General features: G+C 68.8%; 18 protein-coding genes. 6 read left to right on the forward strand and 12 right to left on the reverse strand.

The genetic code is table 11. From position 1 onward, the window contains the following. Positions 1 to 26: 26 nt before the first annotated feature. The 4 genes from acnA to dut all read right to left on the reverse strand — a co-directional run bounded on the left by acnA (position 27) and on the right by dut (position 4,813). Complete coding sequence (gene acnA / locus ACLBWJ_RS03030) at positions 27 to 2,885, reverse strand: aconitate hydratase AcnA (protein ID WP_274177691.1); 2,859 nt, start codon at positions 2,883 to 2,885, stop codon at positions 27 to 29. A 133-nt stretch (positions 2,886 to 3,018) separates the two neighbouring features. Then, positions 3,019 to 3,786, reverse strand: coding sequence for a DUF3159 domain-containing protein (locus ACLBWJ_RS03035; RefSeq protein WP_323987546.1), 768 nt, complete (start codon positions 3,784 to 3,786; stop codon positions 3,019 to 3,021). Continuing rightward, the gene (locus ACLBWJ_RS03040) at positions 3,783 to 4,361 is read right to left on the reverse strand and encodes a DUF3710 domain-containing protein (RefSeq protein ID WP_112614172.1); all 579 of its coding nucleotides are present in this window, start codon (positions 4,359 to 4,361) and stop codon (positions 3,783 to 3,785) included. Before ACLBWJ_RS03040 ends, ACLBWJ_RS03035 begins: the two co-directional genes overlap by 4 nt. Next, the gene (gene dut / locus ACLBWJ_RS03045) at positions 4,358 to 4,813 is read right to left on the reverse strand and encodes a dUTP diphosphatase (protein ID WP_181574120.1); all 456 of its coding nucleotides are present in this window, start codon (positions 4,811 to 4,813) and stop codon (positions 4,358 to 4,360) included. Before dut ends, ACLBWJ_RS03040 begins: the two co-directional genes overlap by 4 nt. A 63-nt stretch (positions 4,814 to 4,876) precedes the next feature. Here dut and ACLBWJ_RS03050 point away from each other — a divergent pair, with 63 nt between their 5' ends. Continuing rightward, complete coding sequence (locus tag ACLBWJ_RS03050) at positions 4,877 to 5,323, forward strand: DUF3093 domain-containing protein (protein ID WP_323987545.1); 447 nt, start codon at positions 4,877 to 4,879, stop codon at positions 5,321 to 5,323. 63 nt (positions 5,324 to 5,386) lie between these two features. Here the strand turns inward: ACLBWJ_RS03050 and ACLBWJ_RS03055 are convergent, their stop codons facing one another. Continuing rightward, positions 5,387 to 5,680, reverse strand: coding sequence for a DUF4193 domain-containing protein (locus ACLBWJ_RS03055; RefSeq protein ID WP_023951316.1), 294 nt, complete (start codon positions 5,678 to 5,680; stop codon positions 5,387 to 5,389). A 228-nt stretch (positions 5,681 to 5,908) separates the two neighbouring features. On the opposite strand from ACLBWJ_RS03055, the gene sepH reads away from it, so the two are divergent. Then, complete coding sequence (gene sepH / locus ACLBWJ_RS03060; protein WP_323987544.1) at positions 5,909 to 6,958, forward strand: septation protein SepH; 1,050 nt, start codon at positions 5,909 to 5,911, stop codon at positions 6,956 to 6,958. A gap of 4 nt (positions 6,959 to 6,962) precedes the next feature. Here sepH and ACLBWJ_RS03065 read toward each other — a convergent pair whose 3' ends face one another. Beyond that, on the reverse strand, positions 6,963 to 8,090 hold the full coding sequence (locus ACLBWJ_RS03065; protein WP_447659721.1) for an alkaline phosphatase family protein: 1,128 nt from the start codon (positions 8,088 to 8,090) through the stop codon (positions 6,963 to 6,965). Between the two features lie 63 nt (positions 8,091 to 8,153). Here ACLBWJ_RS03065 and ACLBWJ_RS03070 point away from each other — a divergent pair, with 63 nt between their 5' ends. Next, entirely contained in the window at positions 8,154 to 10,613 is a 2,460-nt protein-coding gene (locus ACLBWJ_RS03070) for a DNA gyrase/topoisomerase IV subunit A (RefSeq protein WP_404568063.1), read from the forward strand. A gap of 110 nt (positions 10,614 to 10,723) precedes the next feature. On the opposite strand, the gene ACLBWJ_RS03075 is transcribed toward ACLBWJ_RS03070, so the two are convergent. Next, the gene (locus ACLBWJ_RS03075) at positions 10,724 to 12,793 is read right to left on the reverse strand and encodes a DNA gyrase/topoisomerase IV subunit B (protein ID WP_404568064.1); all 2,070 of its coding nucleotides are present in this window, start codon (positions 12,791 to 12,793) and stop codon (positions 10,724 to 10,726) included. A gap of 194 nt (positions 12,794 to 12,987) precedes the next feature. Here ACLBWJ_RS03075 and ACLBWJ_RS03080 point away from each other — a divergent pair, with 194 nt between their 5' ends. Further along, complete coding sequence (locus ACLBWJ_RS03080; RefSeq protein ID WP_112614164.1) at positions 12,988 to 13,206, forward strand: DUF7455 domain-containing protein; 219 nt, start codon at positions 12,988 to 12,990, stop codon at positions 13,204 to 13,206. Between the two features lie 84 nt (positions 13,207 to 13,290). Here ACLBWJ_RS03080 and ACLBWJ_RS03085 read toward each other — a convergent pair whose 3' ends face one another. The 5 genes from ACLBWJ_RS03085 to ACLBWJ_RS03105 form a co-directional block, all read right to left on the reverse strand. Beyond that, a complete protein-coding gene (locus ACLBWJ_RS03085) occupies positions 13,291 to 14,298 on the reverse strand; it encodes a sugar-transfer associated ATP-grasp domain-containing protein (protein ID WP_274177685.1) in 1,008 nt (335 codons plus the stop codon). Positions 14,299 to 14,349: 51 nt separating this feature from the next. Next, positions 14,350 to 15,363 (reverse strand): sugar-transfer associated ATP-grasp domain-containing protein, encoded by a 1,014-nt coding sequence (locus tag ACLBWJ_RS03090; protein ID WP_240309657.1) that lies wholly within the window; start codon positions 15,361 to 15,363, stop codon positions 14,350 to 14,352. 10 nt (positions 15,364 to 15,373) lie between these two features. After that, the gene (locus tag ACLBWJ_RS03095; protein ID WP_114587847.1) at positions 15,374 to 16,072 is read right to left on the reverse strand and encodes a coenzyme F420-0:L-glutamate ligase; all 699 of its coding nucleotides are present in this window, start codon (positions 16,070 to 16,072) and stop codon (positions 15,374 to 15,376) included. Beyond that, a complete protein-coding gene (locus ACLBWJ_RS03100; protein WP_447659722.1) occupies positions 16,069 to 17,391 on the reverse strand; it encodes an RNA polymerase sigma factor in 1,323 nt (440 codons plus the stop codon). Before ACLBWJ_RS03100 ends, ACLBWJ_RS03095 begins: the two co-directional genes overlap by 4 nt. Positions 17,392 to 17,620: 229 nt before the next feature. Next, positions 17,621 to 18,547 carry a proteasome assembly chaperone family protein gene (locus ACLBWJ_RS03105; RefSeq protein ID WP_112614154.1) on the reverse strand — a complete coding sequence of 309 codons (927 nt, stop codon included), beginning with the start codon at positions 18,545 to 18,547 and terminating at the stop codon, positions 17,621 to 17,623. Between the two features lie 92 nt (positions 18,548 to 18,639). Between ACLBWJ_RS03105 and ACLBWJ_RS03110 the strand changes: the two genes are divergently transcribed. Further along, positions 18,640 to 20,106: a leucyl aminopeptidase gene (locus ACLBWJ_RS03110; RefSeq protein WP_274177684.1), complete on the forward strand. Its 1,467-nt coding sequence runs from the start codon at positions 18,640 to 18,642 to the stop codon at positions 20,104 to 20,106. After that, positions 20,103 to 21,473, forward strand: coding sequence for a dihydrolipoyl dehydrogenase (lpdA, locus tag ACLBWJ_RS03115; RefSeq protein ID WP_404568066.1), 1,371 nt, complete (start codon positions 20,103 to 20,105; stop codon positions 21,471 to 21,473). The genes ACLBWJ_RS03110 and lpdA overlap by 4 nt, the downstream gene beginning before the upstream one ends. Positions 21,474 to 21,522: the final 49 nt, after the last annotated feature.

The following is a 21,522-nucleotide window of genomic DNA, read 5'->3' on the forward strand; positions in this document are numbered from 1 at the left end:
CTCGTGGACTACTGCAGCTCCGTGTCTCAGACGAGCGAGCGCAGCACGTACTGCAGGATGCCGCCGTTGCGGTAGTAGTCGGCCTCACCGGGGGTGTCGATGCGCACGATCGCGTCGAACTCGACCGTCTGCTTGCCCTCGGGCGAGAACTCGCTCGGCTCGGCGACGACCTTCACCGTCTTCGGGGTGACGCCTTCGTTCAGCTGCTCGAGGCCCGTGATCGAGATGATCTCGGTGCCGTCGAGTCCCAGCGACTTCCAGCTCTCGCCGGCGGGGAACTGCAGCGGGACGACGCCCATGCCGATCAGGTTCGAGCGGTGGATGCGCTCGAAGCTCTCGGTGATGACGGCCTTCACGCCGAGGAGGTTGGTGCCCTTCGCCGCCCAGTCGCGCGACGAGCCCGAGCCGTACTCCTTGCCGCCGAAGATGACGAGCGGCGTACCCTGCGCCTGGTAGTTCTGGCTCGCGTCGTAGATGAACGACTGCGGGCCGCCCTCCTGAGTGAAGTCGCGCGTGTAGCCGCCCTCGACGACCTTGCCGTCGTTGACCGCTGCCGTGAGCTCGTTCTTCAGACGGATGTTGGCGAAGGTTCCGCGGATCATGACCTCGTGGTTGCCACGGCGCGAGCCGTAGGAGTTGAAGTCCTTCTGCGCGACGCCGTGCTCGGTGAGGTACTGCGCGGCCGGGGTGCCGGCCTTGATGTTTCCGGCCGGGCTGATGTGGTCGGTGGTGACCGAGTCGCCCAGCGTCGCCATGACGCGCGCACCGGTGATGTCGGCGACCGGGGTCAGCTCCATCTGCATGCCGTCGAAGTACGGCGCCTTGCGGACGTAGGTCGAGTCCTCGTCCCACTCGAACACCGGGCCGGTCGGCGTGGGCAGGTTCTTCCAGCGCTCGTCACCGTCGAACACGGTGGCGTACTGCTTGATGAACTGCTCACGCGAGATCGACGAGTCGATGATCTCCTGGACCTCATCGGGAGCGGGCCAGATGTCCTTGAGGAAGACGTCGTTGCCGTCCGAGTCCTTGCCGAGCGCATCGGTCTCGAAGTCGAAGTTCATCGACCCGGCCAGGGCGTACGCGACGACCAGCGGCGGCGAGGCCAGGTAGTTCATCTTGACGTCGGGGCTGATGCGGCCTTCGAAGTTGCGGTTGCCCGAGAGCACCGCGGTGACCGCGAGGTCGTTCTCGTTGATCGCGGCCGAGACCTCTTCGATCAGCGGGCCGGAGTTTCCGATGCAGATCGTGCAGCCGTAGCCGACGGTGTAGAAGCCGAGGTTCTCGAGGTCCTTGTCGAGGCCGGACTTCTCGTAGTAGTCGGTGACGACCTTCGAGCCGGGGCCGAGCGTCGTCTTGACCCACGGCTTGCGCGTGAGGCCGCGCTCCGAGGCCTTGCGGGCCAGCAGACCTGCGGCGATCATGACCGACGGGTTCGACGTGTTGGTGCACGACGTGATGGCCGCGAGCGTCACTGCGCCGTTGTCGAGCATGTAGCTCTCGCCCGACGGCTGCGTGACCTTCACCGGGTTGGATGCCGCATGGCGTGCGCCGCTCGAGAGCAGACCCGCGTGCGCGTGGTCGTGCTGGTGCGAGACGGTGTCGTCGGAGTGGGTCTCGTGCTCGACGCCCGGGGCGTTGCCCGGGTCCGACGCCGGGAAGGTGCCCTCGACCTCGACGGCCTCGTCGGCGGCCGTCGCGTAGTTGAGGATGTCCTTCGCGAACTGCTCCTTCGACTCCGACAGGAGGATGCGGTCCTGCGGGCGCTTCGGGCCGGCGATCGACGGGACGACCGTCGAGAGGTCGAGCTCCATGTACTCGCTGTAGCTCGGCTCGTTCGCGGGGTCGTGCCAGAGCGACTGCTCCTTCGCGTACGCCTCGACGAGGGCGACGGTCTGCTCGTCGCGGCCGGTCAGGCGCAGGTAGTCGAGCGTGACGTCGTCGATGGGGAACATCGCGGCGGTCGACCCGAACTCGGGGCTCATGTTGCCGATCGTGGCGCGGTTCGCGAGCGGGACGGACCCGACGCCGGCGCCGTAGAACTCGACGAACTTGCCGACCACGCCGTGCTTGCGCAGCATGTCGGTGATCGTCAGCACGACGTCGGTCGCGGTGACGCCCGCGGGGATCTCGCCGGTGAGCTTGAAGCCCACGACGCGCGGGATGAGCATCGACACGGGCTGACCCAGCATCGCGGCCTCGGCCTCGATGCCGCCGACACCCCAACCCAGGACACCGAGGCCGTTGACCATCGTGGTGTGCGAGTCGGTGCCGACACAGGTGTCGGGGTACGCACGGAGCACACCGTCGACGTTGCGGTCGTAGATGACCTTCGCGAGGTGCTCGATGTTCACCTGGTGGACGATGCCGGTGCCCGGGGGGACGACCTTGAAGTCGTCGAACGCGCCCTGACCCCAACGGAGGAACTGGTAACGCTCGCCGTTGCGCTCGTACTCGATCTCGACGTTGCGCTCGAGGGCGTTCTCGCTGCCGAAGAGATCGGCGATGACCGAGTGGTCGATGACCATCTCGGCGGGCGAGAGCGGGTTGATGCGGTTGGGGTCACCGCCGAGCGCGGTCACCGCCTCGCGCATCGTGGCGAGATCGACGATGCAGGGCACGCCCGTGAAGTCCTGCATCACGACGCGGGCCGGGGTGAACTGGATCTCGGTGTCGGGCTCTGCCGACGCGTCCCACGAACCCAGCGCGCGGATCTGCTCCTGCGTCACGTTCGCGCCGTCCTCGGTGCGCAGGAGGTTCTCGAGCAGCACCTTGAGGCTGAAGGGAAGACGGTCGTAACCCTCGACCGTGTCGATCCGGAAGATCTCGTAGTCGGTGCTGCCGACCGTCAGGGTGCTCTTGGCTCCGAAGCTGTCAACAGTGGACACGTCTGCTCTCCTTCATCGGCGGGCCGCGCGCTCGCGCGCACTGTCCCATCATCCCCTCGCCGCACCGGTCGATCTAGTGAGGCGACCCTTAGTCGGATCGGGGGAAATTTATCTTGACGTCAAGATAAATGTATCACTCGGCGGGCCGCTTATAGAGCGCCCGCACGGCGAGCCAGGTGACGGCCGCGAGCGGGGCGAACAGCGGCAGGCCCATGACGAGCTTCAGGGTTCCGAGGGCGGCGACTTCGTCGGCGAAGTACAGCGGCAGTTGCACGGCGAGCCTGAGGTAGAAGAGCCCCGCCCAGGCGATCGCGAGCCAGAAGTAGACGCGGCGCTTGCGCTTGTCACGCCTCCAGGCGACGCCCTCGTTCATGAGGAATCCGGCGGCGAGTCCGATGAGCGACCATCCGATGAGGGCCGAGACCAGGAAGGCGGTCCCGTAAGCCGCATTGGTGATCAGACCCGGGATGAAGTTGTCCTGCCCCCGCCCCGTCCACAGCGCCAGCCCCGCGGCCGCAGCGGTCGCGATGAGACCTCCGAATGCGGCTCCTGCCGGGCCGCGCTGGATGAGGCGCAGCAGCGTGAACACCGCGGCGACACCGACCGACAGCCCGAGCGACAGCCAGAGATTCGCCTCACGGGTCTGCGGGTCCGTCGTGAGCGTGAACACGACGATGAAGACCAAGCCGGGGAGGACGGCCTCGACGATGCCGCGGAAACCGCCCATCGCGCGCCAGACGACGCCCCCGGTCGAAGCCTCGGTGTCGGGATCGAAACCGGCCTTGCGCGCAGCCTCGCCGAGCGCGGCTCCGAGAACGCCCGAGGTCGAGGCCACCGGTTCGGGCGGGGTCAGATCGGCGGGACGCTCGGTCGCGGCCTCGCGCCCTTCGTCAGCGCTCACGCCGAGCCGGGGGTCGCCGGCATCTTGAGCGGGATGAGGTCGCGCGGCGGCATCGGCGATCCGCCGCGGACGACCACGAGCGACCGGAAGAGATCCTCGACCTGCGCAGCCGCGTCGACGTCATTGGTCGCCGCACCGCCGATGACGCCTCGGAGGAACCACCGCGGCCCGTCGACGCCCACGAAACGCGCGAGACGCTTTCCGCTGCCCTCCGCCCCGGCCATCACGGGGACCTCGGCGAGCAGCTCCGGGCCGAGCGGGCCTTCGCGCTCCTCGACGCGACCGCCCTGCTGGCGCACCTGCTGGCGGATCTGCTCGCGCGTCTCCTCCCAGAGCCCCGTCGAACGGGGCGCTGCGAACGGCTGGACCTGAAGCGTCGAACCGGCGTAGTCGAGACCGACCGCGACAATGCGCTTCGTCTGTTCCTCGACCTCGAGACGCAGGTTCAGCCCCTCGCGCGGAAGCACCTTGATGCCGCCCAGATCGATGTACGGACGAACCGGGTTGGCCTCGGACTCGTCGAAGGGGCCTGCCGTGGCCCGGTCGGCGGGTGCCGACTTCGCGTCGTCGCTCATGCGGGTACTCCTGTCTGCTGCTGATAGCCGGTCGAGCCGAAACCGCCCTCACCGCGAACGCTCTCGGGCAGGGTGTCGACGGGGATGAAGCGGGCCCGGGTGACGGGCATGACGATCAGTTGGGCGATGCGGTCGCCGGGCGCGATGTCGTACGGCTCGGCGGTGTCGGTGTTCAGGAGCGTGACCTTGATCTCTCCGCGGTACCCGGCGTCGACCGTTCCCGGCGAGTTGACCACGGTGATCCCGTGCTTCGCCGCGAGCCCGCTGCGCGGCACGACGAAGGCGGCGAAGCCGTCCGGCAGGGCGATTCGGACACCGGTCCCCACGAGTGCGCGCTGCCCGGGCTCGAGACGCAGCTGCTCGACGGACACGAGATCTGCTCCGGCATCTCCGGGATGGGCGTAAACGGGAACGTCGGCGGCGATAATGGGGACGTCCACGGATTCGGTCACCCCACGAGGCTAATGCACAGTTCCGCCCCCGCCACCTCGCCCGCCACAAGCTACCGCGAGCGCTTGAGCCCATCCCTGTGGGCTCTGGTGAGCGCCGCCGTCTGCGGGCCGATGGTCGCTCTCGTGCTCGCCCCGCTCGACTCGGTGGTCGGGCTCATCGCCGGCATCGCCGTGGGAGCCCTCGTCGTGGCAGGACTCATCGCCCTCTCACCGGTGATCGAAGTCACCGGCGAGCGGCTCCGAGTCGGGCGCGCGAGCATCGAGCTCACCTACCTCGGCGAGATCGAGACGTTCACCGGCGACGCCGCGCGGCAGGCACGCGGGCCCGGCCTGTCGTCGAGTTCCTGGCACCTTCTGCGTGGCGGCATCGACGGAGTCGTACGGATCGCGATCGAAGACGACGACGATCCGGTCACCCACTGGGTGTTCTCCTCGCGGACGCCCGCCCGCGTCGCCGCGGTGATCGAGAGCGCCCGCGCGACCGCCGCCCCGGCCGGCCCCGACGCGTAACGCCGCCCGGTAAAAGACAGACCCCCGACGCCGGAGCGTCGAGGGTCAGCGAAGGTCGTGCGATCAGGCCGCGCACTCGGTGCAGATGGCGCCGACCTTGGTCTCGTGATCGATCTGGGTGCGGTGCTTCACGAGGAAGCACTCCATGCACGTGAACTCATCCTCCTGCGGGGGCAGGACGACGACATCGAGTTCGAGGTCCGAGAGGTCGGCCCCGGGCAGCTCGAAGCCCGACGGGTTGTCGGCGTCCTCGTTGTCGATCGAGCCCGACGACTTGTCGGGCACGCGCTCCTTCAGGGCCTCGATCGACTCGCTGTCGTCCTCGGTCTTGCGGGGTGCGTCGTAATCCGTAGCCATGTCGAAAGGCCTCTACTTCCAGGTGTTGCCGGTTGCCGCGCCGAGTGGGGCGGCGATAGTTTGCATGACCGGCGCGATTTTCGCAAAACGTCGCGGAAGATCCTTCCGGGAACGGATGCGCACGACCGGTTCGCCCCCCGAAACCGGCGGCGCGCCCCGGATATTCCCGCGGTGCCCGGATGCCTGTGACACCATGACGGCACACGTATCGCTGGGAGGGTTCTGCGCATGGAACAGCTCAAGGTCATCGGGACCGAGGAGGGCATCCTCGTCCTCGCCACCGAGTCCGGGGAGCGCTTCGCGTTGCCGGTGAACGAGACGCTGCGCGCCCAGCTGCGCCGCGCCCGGCCGACGGACGAACCGCGGGCTCCTCGCCCCAGCCCCCGCGAGATCCAATCGCACATCCGCTCCGGGATGAGCGCCGCGGACGTCGCCACCCTCCTCGGAGTCCGGGTCGAGGACGTCGCGCGTTACGAGCGCCCGATCATCGCCGAACGCGAGCACATCGTCGGGCAAGCGCTCGCCGTGCCCGTCCTCATCGCAGGCGAGCTGGAGCCCGATGCGCAGCCGACCTTCGGAACGGCGGTTCGAACCAAGCTCAGCGAGGCAGGCGCGACCGGCGAGCGGTGGAGCAGCTGGCGCGAACCCGACGGCTGGATCGTGAAGGTCGAGTTCACGGTCGGCGAGGTGGAGCACGACGCACGGTGGTCGTTCGACCCGCGGCGCTCGTCGCTGGCACCGCTGAACTCGGATGCGACGCAGCTGTCGCGGCAGGGGTCGCTGCCGGAAGGTCTGATCCCCCGTCTCCGTGCCCTCGACACGCCACAGGCCAAGGACGAGTCCCGGTTCGACAGCGGCGCCTTCGGGCCGCGGCATCCCGCCGCCGCCGCCGCCGCTGACGCTGACGCGGTCGCGTCGAACTCGCTGCGCAGCACGAACGCGAAGGACGCGGCGATCAAGCGAGCGCCCGAGCCGGTCGTGACCTCGTCGGAGACCGCCGATCTGCTCGAAGCGCTCCGGCGTCGCCGAGGCCAGCGTGAGCCGATGCCCGGTGAGGACCGCGGTGCCGACACGCGTGAACGCACTCCGGTCGCCCTCTTCGATGCCCTGGAGGCCGGTCAGCGCGAGCCAGCCGAGCCTGCGCCGTCCGAACCCGAGACGCCGAAGACCGAGCCCGCGAGCGAGGATTCCGCGCCCGAGACTCGCCGTCGCGGTGGCCGCACGTCGATGCCCTCGTGGGACGAGATCGTCTTCGGCGCTCGCAGCGAGGACGCCTGACCGCTCAGGCGAACGCGCCGAGACGGACGAGCGGAACGATCCGCTCCTGATCCGTCAGAGATCCGTGCTGGCCGACCATGCGCTGCGGTTTCTTGTCGGCGAGACGATCGTCGTAGTAGGCCACCGCTGAGCGCGCGGCGACCAGCACGTCGCCGATCCGCGGTACGACCTCGGGATGCACCGGTCCGAACAGCCCGGCGTCGATCGCCTCCTCGCGCGTCACGACCCAGGAGCGATCCGACTCCGCGTCGCGCCAGCGCGAAGCGACGCGTTCGGCCGCGCCGTCGGACGCATAGAGGTGCAGCATCCGCGGCTCGCCGCCGATGACTTCGACCTCGTCGAGGAGTGGGTCCCCCTCTCGGAGCAGCACATGCCGGTGCGCGGGAACGTCGATCATGCCGTGGTCGGCCGTCAGCACCGCGCCGATCCCGGGTGCCAGTTGACGGTCCCAGCGCCGCAGCTCGGCGTCGAGCGACTCCAGCTCGGCCGACCACCGGTCGCTCTCCCAGCCCTGCGCGTGCCCGATGACGTCGAGCTCGGGAATGTAGACGTAGACGAGGGACCCGTCATGAGTGCCCGCGAGGGCCTCAGCCATCGCGAGACGCTCGCCGATCCCCGAGGCCGCGACGAACTCGGCCCCGCGCACCGTAGCCGTCGTGAACCCCGTGCCGGCGTACTGCGCCCGGCTCACGACGAAACAGCGTCTTCCCCCGGCGACCTCGCGCTCGAAGACCGGCTGCGAGCGCTGCCACGAGAGCGGATCGAGCCCGTCTTGCTCCCACCCCGTCAGCTGATTGGGAGCGGATGCGGTGCCCGGCACGCGGACGCGATAGCCGACGATGCCGTGCTCACCCGGAAGCACGCCGGTGAAGAGGCTGCTCAGGGCGGCGGCGGTCGTCGCCGGGAACACCGTGCGAGCGGCATCCCGCTTGGCCATCCGCTCGGAGAGGAACCGGGCGTAAGCGGCCCGCTGAGCGAGGTTGCCGCGCCCCAGCCCGTCGGCGACGATGACGATCGCCGATCGCGCCGGAGCGAACCAGTCGGATCGACCCGAGACGGAGGCGATCAGCTGCGGCAGCACACCGGTGAGGCTCCGGGCCGCGGGCGGGTCGATCGGTAGGCTGGAGGGCATCGCGGACAGTCTCGCACACCCGGCATCCGCACTCCCATCCCCGATCGAGGTCCGTACAGCTCCATGGCCGCATCCCGCACCGCTTCACCCGTCCCCGACCAGCCGGAGCGCATCGAGGACGTCGACGTCTCGGCGGAGATGCAGGGTTCGTTCCTCGAGTACGCGTATTCGGTCATCTACTCCCGCGCGCTTCCCGACGCGCGTGACGGCCTCAAGCCCGTGCAGCGGCGCATCCTGTTCCAGATGGCCGACATGGGCCTCCGTCCTGACAAGGGGCACGTCAAGAGCGCCCGTGTCGTGGGCGAAGTCATGGGAAAGCTGCACCCGCACGGCGACTCCGCGATCTACGACGCGCTCGTCCGTCTCGCACAGGACTTCGCTCTGCGCGTGCCCCTGGTCGACGGACACGGCAACTTCGGCTCGCTCGACGACGGGCCTGCGGCAGCGCGGTACACCGAGGCCCGGCTGGCGCCCTCCGCGCTCGCCCTGACCGAGAACCTCGACGAGGACGTCGTCGACTTCGTCCCGAACTACGACGGACAGTTCCAGCAGCCGGCTGTCCTTCCCGCCGCGTACCCGAACCTGCTCGTCAACGGAACGACGGGCATCGCCGTCGGTATGGCGACGAACATGGCGCCGCACAACCTCATCGAGGTCGTGGCGGCAGCCGTGCACCTGCTCGAGAACCCCGACGCGACGCTCGACGAGCTCATGGAGTTCGTGCCGGGCCCCGACCTGCCCGGCGGCGGCGTGATCGTCGGACTCGACGGCATCAAGGACGCCTACACCAACGGGCGCGGCACCTTCCGCACCCGCGCGAAGGTGTCGGTCGAGTCGCTCGGGCCACGACGCACCGGTCTCGTCGTGACCGAGCTGCCGTACATGGTCGGCCCCGAGCGGATCATCGAGAAGATCAAGGACGCCGTCAACGCCAAAAAGCTGACCGGTATCTCGGATGTCCAGGACTTCACCGACCGCAACCACGGGTTGCGCCTCGTCATCACGATCAAGACGGGCTTCGACCCGAACGCGGTGCTCGAGCAGCTCTACCGGCTGACCCCGCTCGAGGACTCGTTCGGCATCAACAACGTCGCGCTGGTGGAGGGACAGCCCCAGACGCTCGGACTCAAAGAGCTGCTGCGCGTCTACCTCGACCACCGCATCGAGGTCGTCACACGGCGCAGCCGGTACCGCTTGGCCAGGAAGCAGGAGCGCCTGCACCTCGTCGAGGGCCTGCTCATCGCGATCCTCGACATCGACGAGGTCATCCAGGTCATCCGCGCGTCCGATGACGGGGAGCAGGCGAGGACGCGACTGATCGACGTCTTCGATCTCTCGCAGCCGCAGGCCGAGTACATCCTCGAACTACGTCTACGCCGCCTGACGAAGTTCTCCCGCATCGAGCTGGAGACCGAGCGCGACCAGTTGAAGGCCGAGATCGCGCACCTCGAGGAGCTCCTCGCGAGTGACGTGCTGCTCCGAGCCCAGGTGGCCCGCGAGCTCGAGGCGGCCGCCGAGACGTACGGCACGCCGCGTCGCACGCTGCTGCTCAACGGCGGACCCGTGACCGCACGCTCGGGCAAGAAGGCCGGCGTCGACCTGCAGATCGCCGACGCGCCCTGCCGCGTGTTCCTGTCGGCGACCGGCCGCATGGTCCGCGCAGAGCTCGGCGAAGATCTGCTCAGCAGCGGCATCGTCCCGCCTGCGCGGCGGAGCAAGCACGACGCCATCCGATCGGCCGTCGACGCGACGGTCCGGGGCGACCTCGGCGCCGTCACCAGCACGGGGCGCCTCGTCCGCTTCTCGCCCGTCGATCTGCCCTCGGTTCCCGGCAACAGCGTTCAGCTCGCGGCAGGCTCGAAGGCCGACCAGTACCTCGGGCTCGGCCCGAACGAGCACGTCGTGGCCATCGTGCCGTTGACCGGCGAACCGCCGATCGCGCTCGGCACGGCTCAGGGCGTGGTCAAGCGTGTCGCGGCCACCGAGCTCGCGCCGGGGAAGCCCGACGCCGAGATCATCTCGCTCAAGCCCGGTGATCGCGTCGTCGGCGCCGCGCCCGCCCCCGACGGTACCGAGCTGGTCTTCGTCACCTCCGACGCCCAGCTGCTGCGCTTCGACGCGGCTGCGGTGCGGCCGCAGGGTCGAGCCGCCGGCGGCATGGCGGGCGTCCGCGTCGCAGACGGCGAGCGAGTCATCGCGTTCACCGCCGTGACCGCGTCCGAGAACACCGTCGTCGTCACGATCGCTGGGTCGACGCAGTCGCTCGCCGGTGCTGACGCCGGCAGCGGCAAGGTGTCGGCATTCTCCGAGTTCCCGGCGAAGGGCCGCGCGACCGGCGGCGTCCGTGCGCAGCGCTTCCTGCGCGGCGAAGACACGCTGACCCTGGCGTGGGTGGGCGACTCCCCCCGCGCGGTCGGTCCTGACGGTGCGACCCGCGCTCTGCCCGAGGCCGGAGCCAAGCGCGACGCGTCAGGCCAGCCTCTGGATGGCGTGATCGGTGCGGTCGGCACCGTCGTCGCCTGAGCCGCCGGCCCCCGAACCTCGGAGAATGACGTCGACCTCGGACCCCTGGCCGAGATCCCTCCGAAGCTCTCGTCGTCCTCCGAGCTTCGTGCGCGCAGCCGCGGCGTGGGTCAGGCGTCGATGGCCTCGCGCGAGAGACGGTCGCTCGAGGTGACGATGAAGTCGCGGCGCGGCGCGACCTCGTTGCCCATGAGCAGCTCGAAGACGGCGTTGGCCGCATCGGCGTCCTCGACACGGACACGGCGGAGCGTACGGCCGGCGCGATCCATCGTGGTCGTCGCGAGCTGATCGGCATCCATCTCGCCGAGACCCTTGTAGCGCTGCACGGGCTCCTGCCATTTCCGCCCGGACTTGCGGAGCTTCGTGAGCAGCCCGTGGAGTTCGGCCTCGGAGTATGTGTAGATCGTCTCGTTCGGCTTCGACCCCGGGTTGACGACGACCACGCGGTGCAGCGGCGGAACCGCAGCGAACACGCGACCCTCCTCGATGAGCGGTCGCATGTACCGGAAGAAGAGCGTGAGCAGCAGGGTACGGATGTGTGCGCCGTCGACGTCGGCGTCGCTCATCAGGATGACCTTGCCGTAGCGAGCCGCGCTCAGGTCGAACGAGCGTCCCGACCCCGCGCCGATCACCTGGATGATGGCGGCGCATTCGGCGTTGGAGAGCATGTCGCTGACCGACGCCTTCTGCACGTTGAGGATCTTCCCGCGAATGGGGAGCAGCGCCTGATACTCGCTGTTGCGGGCGTGCTTGGCGGTGCCGAGCGCCGAGTCACCCTCGACGATGAACAGCTCGGACTCGGCCACGTCGTTGCTGCGGCAGTCCGCGAGCTTCGCCGGCAGCGACGAGGACTCGAGAGCGGTCTTGCGCCGCTGCGTCTCCTTGTGGGTGCGCGCCGAGATGCGCGCCTTCATCTCGGAAACGACCTTCTCGAGCAGCTGCCCCGTCTGCGCTTTGTCGTCGCGTCTGGTGGATGAGAACAGCGCACCCAGTTCACGGTTGACGACGGATGCCACGATCTGCCGCACCGCCGGTGTTCCGAGGATCTCCTTGGTCTGGCCCTCGAACTGGGGCTCGGGCAGACGGACCGTCAGGACCGCGGTGAGCCCGGCCAGGATGTCGTCCTTCTCCAGCTTGTCGTTGCCGACCTTCAGGCGCCGAGCGTTCTGCTCGACCTGGCTGCGGATGATCTTCATCAGACCCTGCTCGAAGCCCTGCTGGTGGGTTCCGCCCTTCGGAGTCGCGATGATGTTCACGAACGACCGGGTGACGGTCTCGTAGCTCGTGCCCCACCGCAGCGCGATGTCGACCTCGCACGATCGCTCGACCTCGGTCGGGACCATCGCACCGTTGGCCTGGAGCACGGGCACGGTCTCGGTGAAGTTTCCCGAGCCCGTCAGCCGCCAGGTGTCGGTGATCGGGGCATCGGGAGCGAGGAACTCGGCGAACTCGGAGATGCCGCCGTCGAAGCGATAGCTCGTCTCGACCCGCTCCTCGCCGCGCTCGTCGACGATGACGATCTCGAGGCCCGGGACGAGGAAGGCGGTCTGCCGTGCCCGCTGCACGAGCTCTTCGAGATGGAAGGCGGCATCCTTCGTGAAGATCTGACGGTCGGCCCAGTAGCGGATGCGGGTACCGGTCGTACCCCGGGGCGCCTTGCCGACCACACGCAGCTCGGACGAGCGCTCGAACGGGGTGAACTCCGAGTCGGGCGTATCGCCCGCGAAGAGCCCCGGCTCGCCGCGATGGAACGACATCGCGTAGGTCTTGCCCGCGCGGTCGACCTCGACGTCGAGGCGCTCCGACAGGGCGTTGACGACCGATGCGCCGACACCGTGGAGACCGCCCGACGCCGCGTACGAGCCGCCACCGAACTTGCCGCCGGCATGCAGCTTGGTGAAGACGACCTCGACACCGGTCAGGCCGGTGCGGGGCTCGACGTCGACGGGGATGCCGCGGGCGCGGTCACGCACCTCGACGCTGCCGTCGGCATGGAGCACGATGTCGATGCGCGAGCCGTATCCGCCCAGGGCCTCGTCGACGGAGTTGTCGATGATCTCCCAGAGGCAATGCATGAGGCCGCGGGAGTCGGTCGAGCCGATGTACATGCCGGGGCGTTTGCGGACGGCTTCGAGCCCTTCGAGCACCTGGAGGTGGTGGGCGGAATACTCAGCAGTCACGATCTCCAAGCGTATCCGCGGGCGCCGACACGCTGGGGAGGACACACGAGGTCACGGCGGTCCCGGTCCGGTCTGTGCGCGGTGAGCGTACGCGCAGAGCGAAATGCACGTCAAATGGGGCATACCCCCGGCTGGTCGTGGTTGTATCGAAGGCACTCAGTTGCACGACCCGATCGACCGAGGAGGCACCCATCATGACCACGAACACTTCCGAGAGCACCGCCGTCCTCGAACACCGCCTGACTGCGGCAGATCGCTGTGACTCGTGCGGCGCACAGGCTTACATCGCCGCCGAGGTGAACGGCAGCGAGCTCCTCTTCTGCGCCCACCACGGCCGCAAGTACGAAGAGAAGCTCCGCGCCGTCGCCACCAGCTGGCACGACGAGACCTCGCGCCTCGTCGCAGCCGGCTGAGGACGGCCTCACGACGAAAGCCCCGAGCATCGCGCTCGGGGCTTTCGCGTACCGGGAACCGCGGCGCAGTTCCCGGTCGTCAGGTCAGAACCCGACGGCCGCCTGGTACACGGGAAGCAGGCCGGTGCGCACGCCCGAGGCCGACGGCTTGGGCTGGAACACGCTCGAGTTGTGATTGCCCTCGATGACGACCGGACCGTTCGGCGTGACCGCCAGGTCCCATCCGACGTAGGGCGCCTCCGGCGTCCGGCGAGCCAGCTGTTCGGTCAGCGCGAGCACCTGGTCGAACAACGGAACGGTGAAGCCGACGATCGGGGTGCCGGTCACGGGGTGCTCGCGGTAGACGTTCGAGTTCTTGTCCACGCCCGGGTAGAGCGCGACGCCGTGCTCGTCGAGCATCGTGAACATCCCGCCCGAGGCGAAGTTGTCGATGACGTCGCCGTTGCCGATCCGCAGCACACCGGCGAGGAGGCGCACATCGCCCTCCGGGGTGAGGAACGTGATCATCCGTACCGTGTTGACGCTGTCGGGGTAGAGCGAGGCCATCTCGGGATGCTGCACGATGAACTCGTCGACGATCGACTGCCCGGCGGCGGTGGCCTCGGCGCGGAAGGCCGCAGCATCCGTCACGTTCTCGTGCAGGGTGATCCCGCCGCCGCCGTGTCCGTCGAGCGGCTTCGCCAGAACCTTCGGGTGGCGGCCGAGGAACGCACCGAGTTCCGCGTCGTCGACATCGCGCAGGTCGAGCGTCTCGCGGCCGAGCAGGTCGGCGTACTCGCGAGCGAACCGGCGCTTGTCCTCCAGCTTCGCGCGCCCCTCGGGCGTGTTGTGCATGCGGGTGATCCGGAACGACTTCGGGTGCGTCATCCAGGTGGCGCGCTCGCGCGCGTTCAGCAGACGGATGTCCCAGACCGCGTAATCGCGGAATCCCATGTCGTACTTGACCGAGCACCAGAGCATGTCGGCGATGATCAGCGGCAGCGGTGCCTTCGACACCTTCTGCACCTGGCGCCCGAACTCGACGAGGTTGCCGACCCGGACGTTGCGGGCACGGTCGAGGAGGTAGCCCAGCCGTACGCGTGATCGACCCATTGCTCGTTCTCTCCGTGTTTCTCGGTGTTCCGGTGGCGGATCCAGCGGACCTCAGAAGCGCATGGCGGCGCGGTAGCGCGGCAGCAGCCCGCGCCGGATGCCCGACACCGACGGCTTCGACTGGAACACACCCGTGTTGTGATTGCCCTCGATGACGACGGGCCGCTCGGGCGTGATCGCGATGTCCCAGCCGATGTACGGCATCTCGGGAACCCGTCGGGCGAGCCGATCGACGAGCTCGAGCACCTGCGGGTAGAGCGGAACCTGGTAGCCCGTGATCGGAACTCCGGTGATCGGGTGCGTCTCGAACGGGCGGCCTTCTTCATCGCTCGCGGCGTGGAGGGCGCGGCCCTCGTCGTCGAGCATCGTGTACATGCCACCGTTGGAGAAGTTGTCGATCACTCCCCCATTGCCCACCTTCAGCACCGAGGCGAGGACGTGAACCACATCGTCGGGGTCTCGATAGGTCACCACGCGGAGCGAGTTGACGCTGCCGGGATAGAGCCGCGCCATCTCCGGATGCTGCACCAGGACCTCTTCGACGAGCGTCTCACCCGACGCCAGAAGCTCCTCGCGAAGCGCGGCGACGTCATCGATCGAGGCGACCTCGCGCATCGTGATGCCGTTGCCGCCGACTCCCCCGGGGTTCTTGGTGATGACGCGGTCGCGACCGTCGAGGAAAGCGGCGAGGGCCGCCGCGTCGGAGGTGGTGACATCGAGCCACGCCCGTCCGAGCTCGTCACCGAACCGCTGGGCGAACTGGAGCTTGTCGTCGAAGACGCCGCGCACTGAGTTGTCGTTGAGACGCCGCGACAGGTGGAACGACTTCGGGTCGGTCATGTATGTCCGGCGCTCACGCGCCTTCAGGATCCGGAAATCCCACTCCGAATAGTTCTCGAAGGTCGTCTCGTAGCGAACGGCGCACCACGCCATGTCGGCGGCGACCCACCACACCGGCGCCTTCGAGAGCGCAGCGGACTGGCGGGCGAACTGGAGCACCCGCTCGCGGTCGAACGATGAGACGCGACGGACGAAGAAACGCGCACGCCGGTAGAGCCGGTTCACCGCTCCCACGTCAGACCTCGCGGATGACGCCGAGCGGCGTCGACTCGTGGCCCTGACCGAGCGGGTTGTCGCGGAGGATCCGCACGAGCCGCTGCTCTCCGGCCTTGTCGAGCGTCGAGCCGAGGATGTTGCCGCCGATGTCGTTGATGTCGACCACCGCGACCTCGGCGACGCCGCCCAGCTGCGACTTGATCCGCGCGGCGACACCCTTCGGGTCGGTAGGCCCGAGGACGACCGCCTTGTTGTAGGGCGGGATGGTTCCGGACGTGGGCCCGTCGATGGCGCGCGCCTTGTCTCCGGCCACGCGGTAGAAGTCGCCCCGGCGGCCGAAGACCTTCGTGACGGCGCTGACGGCGGCGGCGAAGAGGATGCGCGGCGTGCCGCACTCGCGGAGTGCCATCTCCATCGTCTCGGGCATGCCGAGGCCGATGCCGTACGGGGTGCGCGTGACGTACTTCGACAGGAATCGGGCGAGCGGGCGCACCTCGATTTCGTCGAGCGTGTAGGAACGACCCTGCGTGATCGCCACGATCTTCTCGGTGACGAAGAGCAGGTCTCCCGGCTGGACGGTGGACGTGGCGTATTCCGAGATGACGGCCTCGAGATCGTCGCCCGGCATCACCACGCGGGTGCGGATCGGGATCCGCGCGTAGGACGTGCCGTCGACGACGACCTCGAGAGCCTTGCCCTCGTTGGCGGCGCCGGTCACTCGAGGTAGTCCCGCAGCGACTGCGAACGCGACGGGTGGCGCAGCTTCGCCATCGTCTTCGACTCGATCTGACGGATGCGCTCGCGAGTCACGCCGAACGTGTCGCCGATCTGGTCGAGCGTCTTCGGCTGGCCGTCGCCGAGGCCGAAGCGCATGCGGATGACGCCGGCCTCGCGCTCGCTGAGCGAGTCGAGGAGCGACTCGAGCTGACGCTGCAGCATGGTGAAGCCGACCGCGTCGGCCGGGACGACCGCCTCGGTGTCCTCGATGAGGTCACCGAACTCGCTGTCGCCGTCTTCACCGAGGGGTGTGTGCAGCGAGATCGGCTCACGACCGTACTTCTGCACCTCGATGACCTTCTCGGGGGTCATGTCGAGTTCACGGCTCAGCTCTTCGGGCGTGGGCTCGCGTCCGAGGTCCTGCAGCATCTGACGCTGCACGCGGGCGAGCTTGTTGATGACCTCGACCATGTGCACCGGGATGCGGATCGTACGGGCCTGGTCTGCCATGGCGCGCGTGATCGCCTGACGGATCCACCACGTCGCATAGGTCGAGAACTTGAAGCCCTTCGTGTAGTCGAACTTCTCGACGGCACGGATGAGACCGAGGTTGCCCTCCTGGATGAGGTCGAGGAACTGCATCCCGCGGCCGGTGTAGCGCTTGGCGAGCGAGACGACCAGACGCAGGTTAGCGCCCAGAAGGTGGCTCTTGGCGCGCTGACCGTCACGTGCGACCCACTGCAGGTCGAGACCGAGCTGGTTCGACTTCTCGGCCGCCGACATGTGGGAGAGCTTCTCTTCGGCGAAGAGGCCGGCTTCGATGCGCATCGCGAGCTCGACCTCTTCGGCCGCGTTCAGCAGCGGGACCTTGCCGATCTGCTTGAGGTAGTCCTTGACCGGGTCTGCCGTCGCGCCGGTGATCTGCGTCGAGTAGACGGGGACGTCCTCCTCGTCGCTCGACGAGATGACGATGGCGCCGGTCGGCAGCGCCTCGGTGACGACGGGCTTCTTCGACTCGTCGTCGTCCTCGTCGTCGTCGGCCTTGGCCGCATCGCCCGCGGGGGCGGCGTCGTCGGTCACGTCGTCGGTGTCGACCTCGACGTCGTCCTCGACGTCCTCGTCGTCCATCTCTTCGTCGTCGGCCTTGGCCTTCGCCTTGGAAGCCTTCGCGGGGGCGGCCTTCTTCGCGGCGGTCTTCTTCGCAGGCGCCTTCTTCGTGGCGCTCTTGGGCGCAGCCTTCGCTGCGGTAGCGGGCGCGTCCTCGACGAGTTCGGTGTCCTCGCTCGCGCGGGTGCGGGTGGTCTTCGTGCCTGACGTCACGGTTAGCCTCTCACCGGTGCGAACGCACCGGGTTCTCGGACACTAGTAAGACCCTTGTCAAGTCCCCCGCCACTCGAACGACGAGGAGCACAGGATCGACAACGGGTCAGGTCCTTCATTGTCTCATATCTCGTGCGCTGTTCCTGCGCAAGCATTCATTCCTATGAGAACGCCGACGGCCTACGGGGCATTCCCACCATCGGAGATGACCAGGGCCGGAGGGGCAAGCTCAGGAGCGACCGCGCTTGTCGTCGTCCCCTGGCGGGCGCGAAGCGAGGAATCGTTCGAGCTCGGCAGCGAGCTCATCCGCACTCGGAAGATCACCCGTATGGATGATGGGCTGTCCGAGCGCCGACCCCGCCATGTACGAGTCGTAGCGTTCCTCGAGCGTGTGCAGCATGGTCGTCAGCTCTTCGCTGCCGGAAACCTGATCAGCGACCTTCTCGAGGTAGTCACGGTTCTCGTTGCGCAACGTGTCGCTGTCGAAGACGAGCCCGGTCGCGACGCTCAGGCTGTCGAGGCCGGCGATGGCCGCAGCCGGGTACTCGGTCTCACCGAGGTAATGGGGCACGAGCAGGGCGAAGCCCGCGACGCGCGCGTCGGCCTCGGCGAGACGGAGCTCGAGCAGATGGCCCGCCGTGGCGGGGATCTGCGTTCGGGGCTGCCAGACGGAGTGGGCCGCCGTGAGTTCGGAGCGGGTACCGCTGACCGTCGCGCCGATGGGTCGCGTGTGCGGCACGGGCATGGGAATCGCGTGCACCCACGTGATCGAGGCGACCTGCATCCCCTCGGCCAGACCCACGACGGTTTCGGCGAACGCCTCCCACGCGAAGTCGGGCTCGTAGCCGGCGAGCAGCACGAACGGCTGGCCGAGCGAGTCGTGCGCGAGAGAGAGCTCCAACCGCGGCGCGCGGTAGTCGGTGAGGTGATCCTCGTCGAAGGTGACGATCGGCCGTCGTGCGCGGTAGTCGAACAGGACGTCGTTGTCGAACGCGACGACCGTCGTGGGGTCGAGCTCGCCACGGAAGTACTCGACGATGCGCGAGACCGCACCGCCGGCATCCGTGAACCCGGTCAGCGCGATGACGAGCGGCAGCCCCGCGGGGACGGGCGGAGACCCGGCGGCACGTGCGTAGAGCGGTCCGGACAGCGGCATGGTTCAACTCTACGAGGCCCATCACACCCCCGAGGCGGCTCACCCCCTCGCTGTCAGCGAACGCCCGCGGCGCGCGAACCTAGGATGGGAGGATGCCGTTCCCCGAGATCGCGCACAGCAGCGCGCCCGTCACCGAATCCGACGCCGACGCTCTCGTCCTCGTTCTGCCACCGCTCGATGAGCAGGCCGACGTCGCCGACTGGCCGGGCATCACCGAGATGCTGACCGCCGTCGGGTTCACCGGCGCGCGAGGATCGGTCCATCGCGTCTTCCTGCCGGCCGTGTCGTCGACCCCCGTGGTCGTCGTCGGATCGGGAACCGATCCCGACGCCGCCGCGCTGCGCGACGCCGTCGGCACGGCAGTTCGCGTCACGACAGGTTTCGCCTCGCTCGCCGTGGCCGCGCCGCTCGCGGCGGCGGATGCGTGGGGCGCTCTCGCGGAGGGTGCCGCCATCGGCGGGTACCGCTTCGCCGGGTACAAGGGCGGCACGCCGAAATCGCGCGCGGAACGGGTCACGATCCACTCGTCGGCTGAGCCGTCCGCCGAGGACGTCGCGGCCGTCAACGCTCTGGGTCGGGCGCTCGCGCTGGTGAAGGACCTGGTCAGCACGCCCGCCGAGTGGCTGTCGCCCGCAGACCTCGCGGAGCGCGCGATCGAGGCCGTCGCGGGGCTCCCCGTCGAGGTCGAAGTCCTCGACGAGAGCGAGCTCGAACGTCAGGGCTTCGGTGGGGTGCTCGGCGTCGGGCAGGGCTCCGACCGCCCGCCCCGCGTCGTTCGCATCGACTACTCCCCCGCGGACGCCGCACGTCACGTGGCACTGGTGGGCAAGGGCATCACCTTCGACACGGGAGGCCTCTCGCTCAAGCCCCCGGCGAGCATGGTCGGCATGAAGTACGACATGGCCGGTGCCGCGACGGTGCTGGCGGTCGTCCAGGCGGCCGCGGCGCTCGCCCTTCCGGTGCGCGTCTCGGCATGGCTCTGCGTCGCCGACAACATGCCCTCGGGGCGCGCGACGCGCCCGGGCGACGTGCTCCGCATGCTCGACGGCACGACCGTCGAGGTTCTGAACACCGACGCCGAGGGGCGCCTCGTCCTCGCCGACGGCATCGTCGCTGCCAGCCGAACGCGGCCGGACGCGATCGTCGACGTCGCGACTCTGACCGGGGCGATCATCGTCGCCCTCGGCAACCGGCACACCGGTGTCATGGGAGACGAGGCCGCCGTCGCCGACTATCTGGCGGCGGCCGAGCGGGCGGGCGAGGACGCATGGCACCTGCCGCTCCCCGCTCACATGGAGGACGAGCTCGACTCGCCGATCGCCGACATGCAGAACGCGAAGATCGGCGACCCCTCGGGCGGCTCCCTCTTCGCGGGCCTCTTCCTCCAGCGCTTCGTCGGGCGTACGGGTGACGATGACGACGCTCCTCGGATCCCCTGGATCCACCTCGACATCGCCGGGTCGGGTACGACGAAGGCCGCCTTCGGCGGCACCGACAAGGGCCCGACCGCGGCGACCGTCCGCTCGCTCGTCGAGTACCTCCGGGGTCCGCAGCGATGACCGATCACAGCGTCGATCTGGTGATCCTCGGCGGTGGCAGCGGCGGTTACGCGACCGCACTGCGCGCCGCGGAACTCGGCTCATCAGTCGTGCTCATCGAGAAGGACAAGCTCGGCGGAACGTGCCTGCACCGCGGCTGCATCCCCACCAAGGCGCTCCTGCACTCCGCAGAGGTCGCCGACAGCATCCGCGGCTCGGAGCACGTCGGCGTGCGCGCCACGCTCGAGGGAATCGACATCGCTGGTGTCCACGCATATCGCGAGGGCATCGTGGCCAAGAAGCACAAAGGCCTCGAGGGCCTGATCGCGGCACGGAAGATCACCGTCGTGCACGGCGAGGGCACACTCGAGGCGGACGGCGGCGTGACCGTCGGCGACGACCGTTACCGCGGCACGGATGTCGTGCTGGCCACCGGCTCGTACAGCCGATCGCTGCCCGGACTCGAGCTCGACGATCGGATCATCACGAGCGAGGGCGCCCTGGCACTCGGCACGGTGCCGCGGCATGCCATCATCCTCGGCGGCGGCGTCATCGGAGTCGAGTTCGCCAGCATCTGGCGATCCTTCGGCGCCGAGGTGACGATCATCGAGGCTCTCGACCGGCTGCTGCCCGCTGAGGATGCCGCCATGAGCAAGGCCGTCGAGCGCGCGTTCCGCAAGCGCGGGATCAGCGCTCGCACCGGAGTGCGCTTCGCCGGCGCCGAGAGCCGAGCGGACGGCGTCCGGGTGTCGCTCGAAGACGGCACCGAGCTCGAGGCCGACGTCCTGCTGGTCGCCGTCGGCCGCGGCCCCGCGACGGCCGGTCTCGGTCTCGAAGAGGCCGGAGTCGAGCTCGATCGCGGCTTCGTCCGCGTCGACGAGCGGCTGCGCACGACGCGCGACCGGGTGTGGGCCGTCGGCGACATCGTCCAGGGCCTGCAGCTCGCTCACCGCAGCTTCCAGCAGGGCATCTTCGTGGCCGAGGAGATCGCGGGCCTGCGCCCGACCGTCATCCCCGACAGCCTCGTGCCGCGCGTCACCTACAGCAGCCCGGAGGTCGCATCCGTCGGGCTGACGGAGGAGCAGGCCCGTGCCGAGCACGGTGACGCGATCGTGGTGCGCGAGTACAACCTCGCCGGAAACGGCAAGAGCGAGATCCTGGGGACGGCGGGCCTGGTCAAGGTCGTTCGACGACTCGATGGCCCCATCGTCGGGGTGCACCTCGCCGGCGATCGCGTCGGGGAGCTCATCACCGAGGGCCAGCTCGCGGTGGGCTGGGAAGCCCATCCCGAGGACATCGCACCTTTCATCCACGCCCATCCGACGCAGAGCGAAGCTCTCGGAGAAGCATTCCTGGCGCTGGCGGGCAAACCGCTGCACGCGCTCTGACCGGTCGACCGATGCAGATCAGTAAGCTAGAAGGACATCGGCATTTCTT

It is taken from the genome of Microbacterium sp. M4A5_1d (assembly GCF_053345465.1).

Excerpts from the sequence above, each read along its gene's own strand:
- ACLBWJ_RS03040 (WP_112614172.1), bottom strand. The coding sequence starts at position 4,361 with ATGAGCGACGACGCGAAGTCGGCACCCGCCGACCGGGCCACGGCAGGC.
- ACLBWJ_RS03055 (WP_023951316.1), bottom strand. The coding sequence starts at position 5,680 with ATGGCTACGGATTACGACGCACCCCGCAAGACCGAGGACGACAGCGAG.
- sepH (WP_323987544.1), top strand. The coding sequence starts at position 5,909 with ATGGAACAGCTCAAGGTCATCGGGACCGAGGAGGGCATCCTCGTCCTC.
- ACLBWJ_RS03065 (WP_447659721.1), bottom strand. The coding sequence starts at position 8,090 with ATGCCCTCCAGCCTACCGATCGACCCGCCCGCGGCCCGGAGCCTCACC.
- ACLBWJ_RS03070 (WP_404568063.1), top strand. The coding sequence starts at position 8,154 with ATGGCCGCATCCCGCACCGCTTCACCCGTCCCCGACCAGCCGGAGCGC.
- ACLBWJ_RS03080 (WP_112614164.1), top strand. The coding sequence starts at position 12,988 with ATGACCACGAACACTTCCGAGAGCACCGCCGTCCTCGAACACCGCCTG.
- ACLBWJ_RS03085 (WP_274177685.1), bottom strand. The coding sequence starts at position 14,298 with ATGGGTCGATCACGCGTACGGCTGGGCTACCTCCTCGACCGTGCCCGC.
- ACLBWJ_RS03105 (WP_112614154.1), bottom strand. The coding sequence starts at position 18,547 with ATGCCGCTGTCCGGACCGCTCTACGCACGTGCCGCCGGGTCTCCGCCC.
- ACLBWJ_RS03110 (WP_274177684.1), top strand. The coding sequence starts at position 18,640 with ATGCCGTTCCCCGAGATCGCGCACAGCAGCGCGCCCGTCACCGAATCC.
- lpdA (WP_404568066.1), top strand. The coding sequence starts at position 20,103 with ATGACCGATCACAGCGTCGATCTGGTGATCCTCGGCGGTGGCAGCGGC.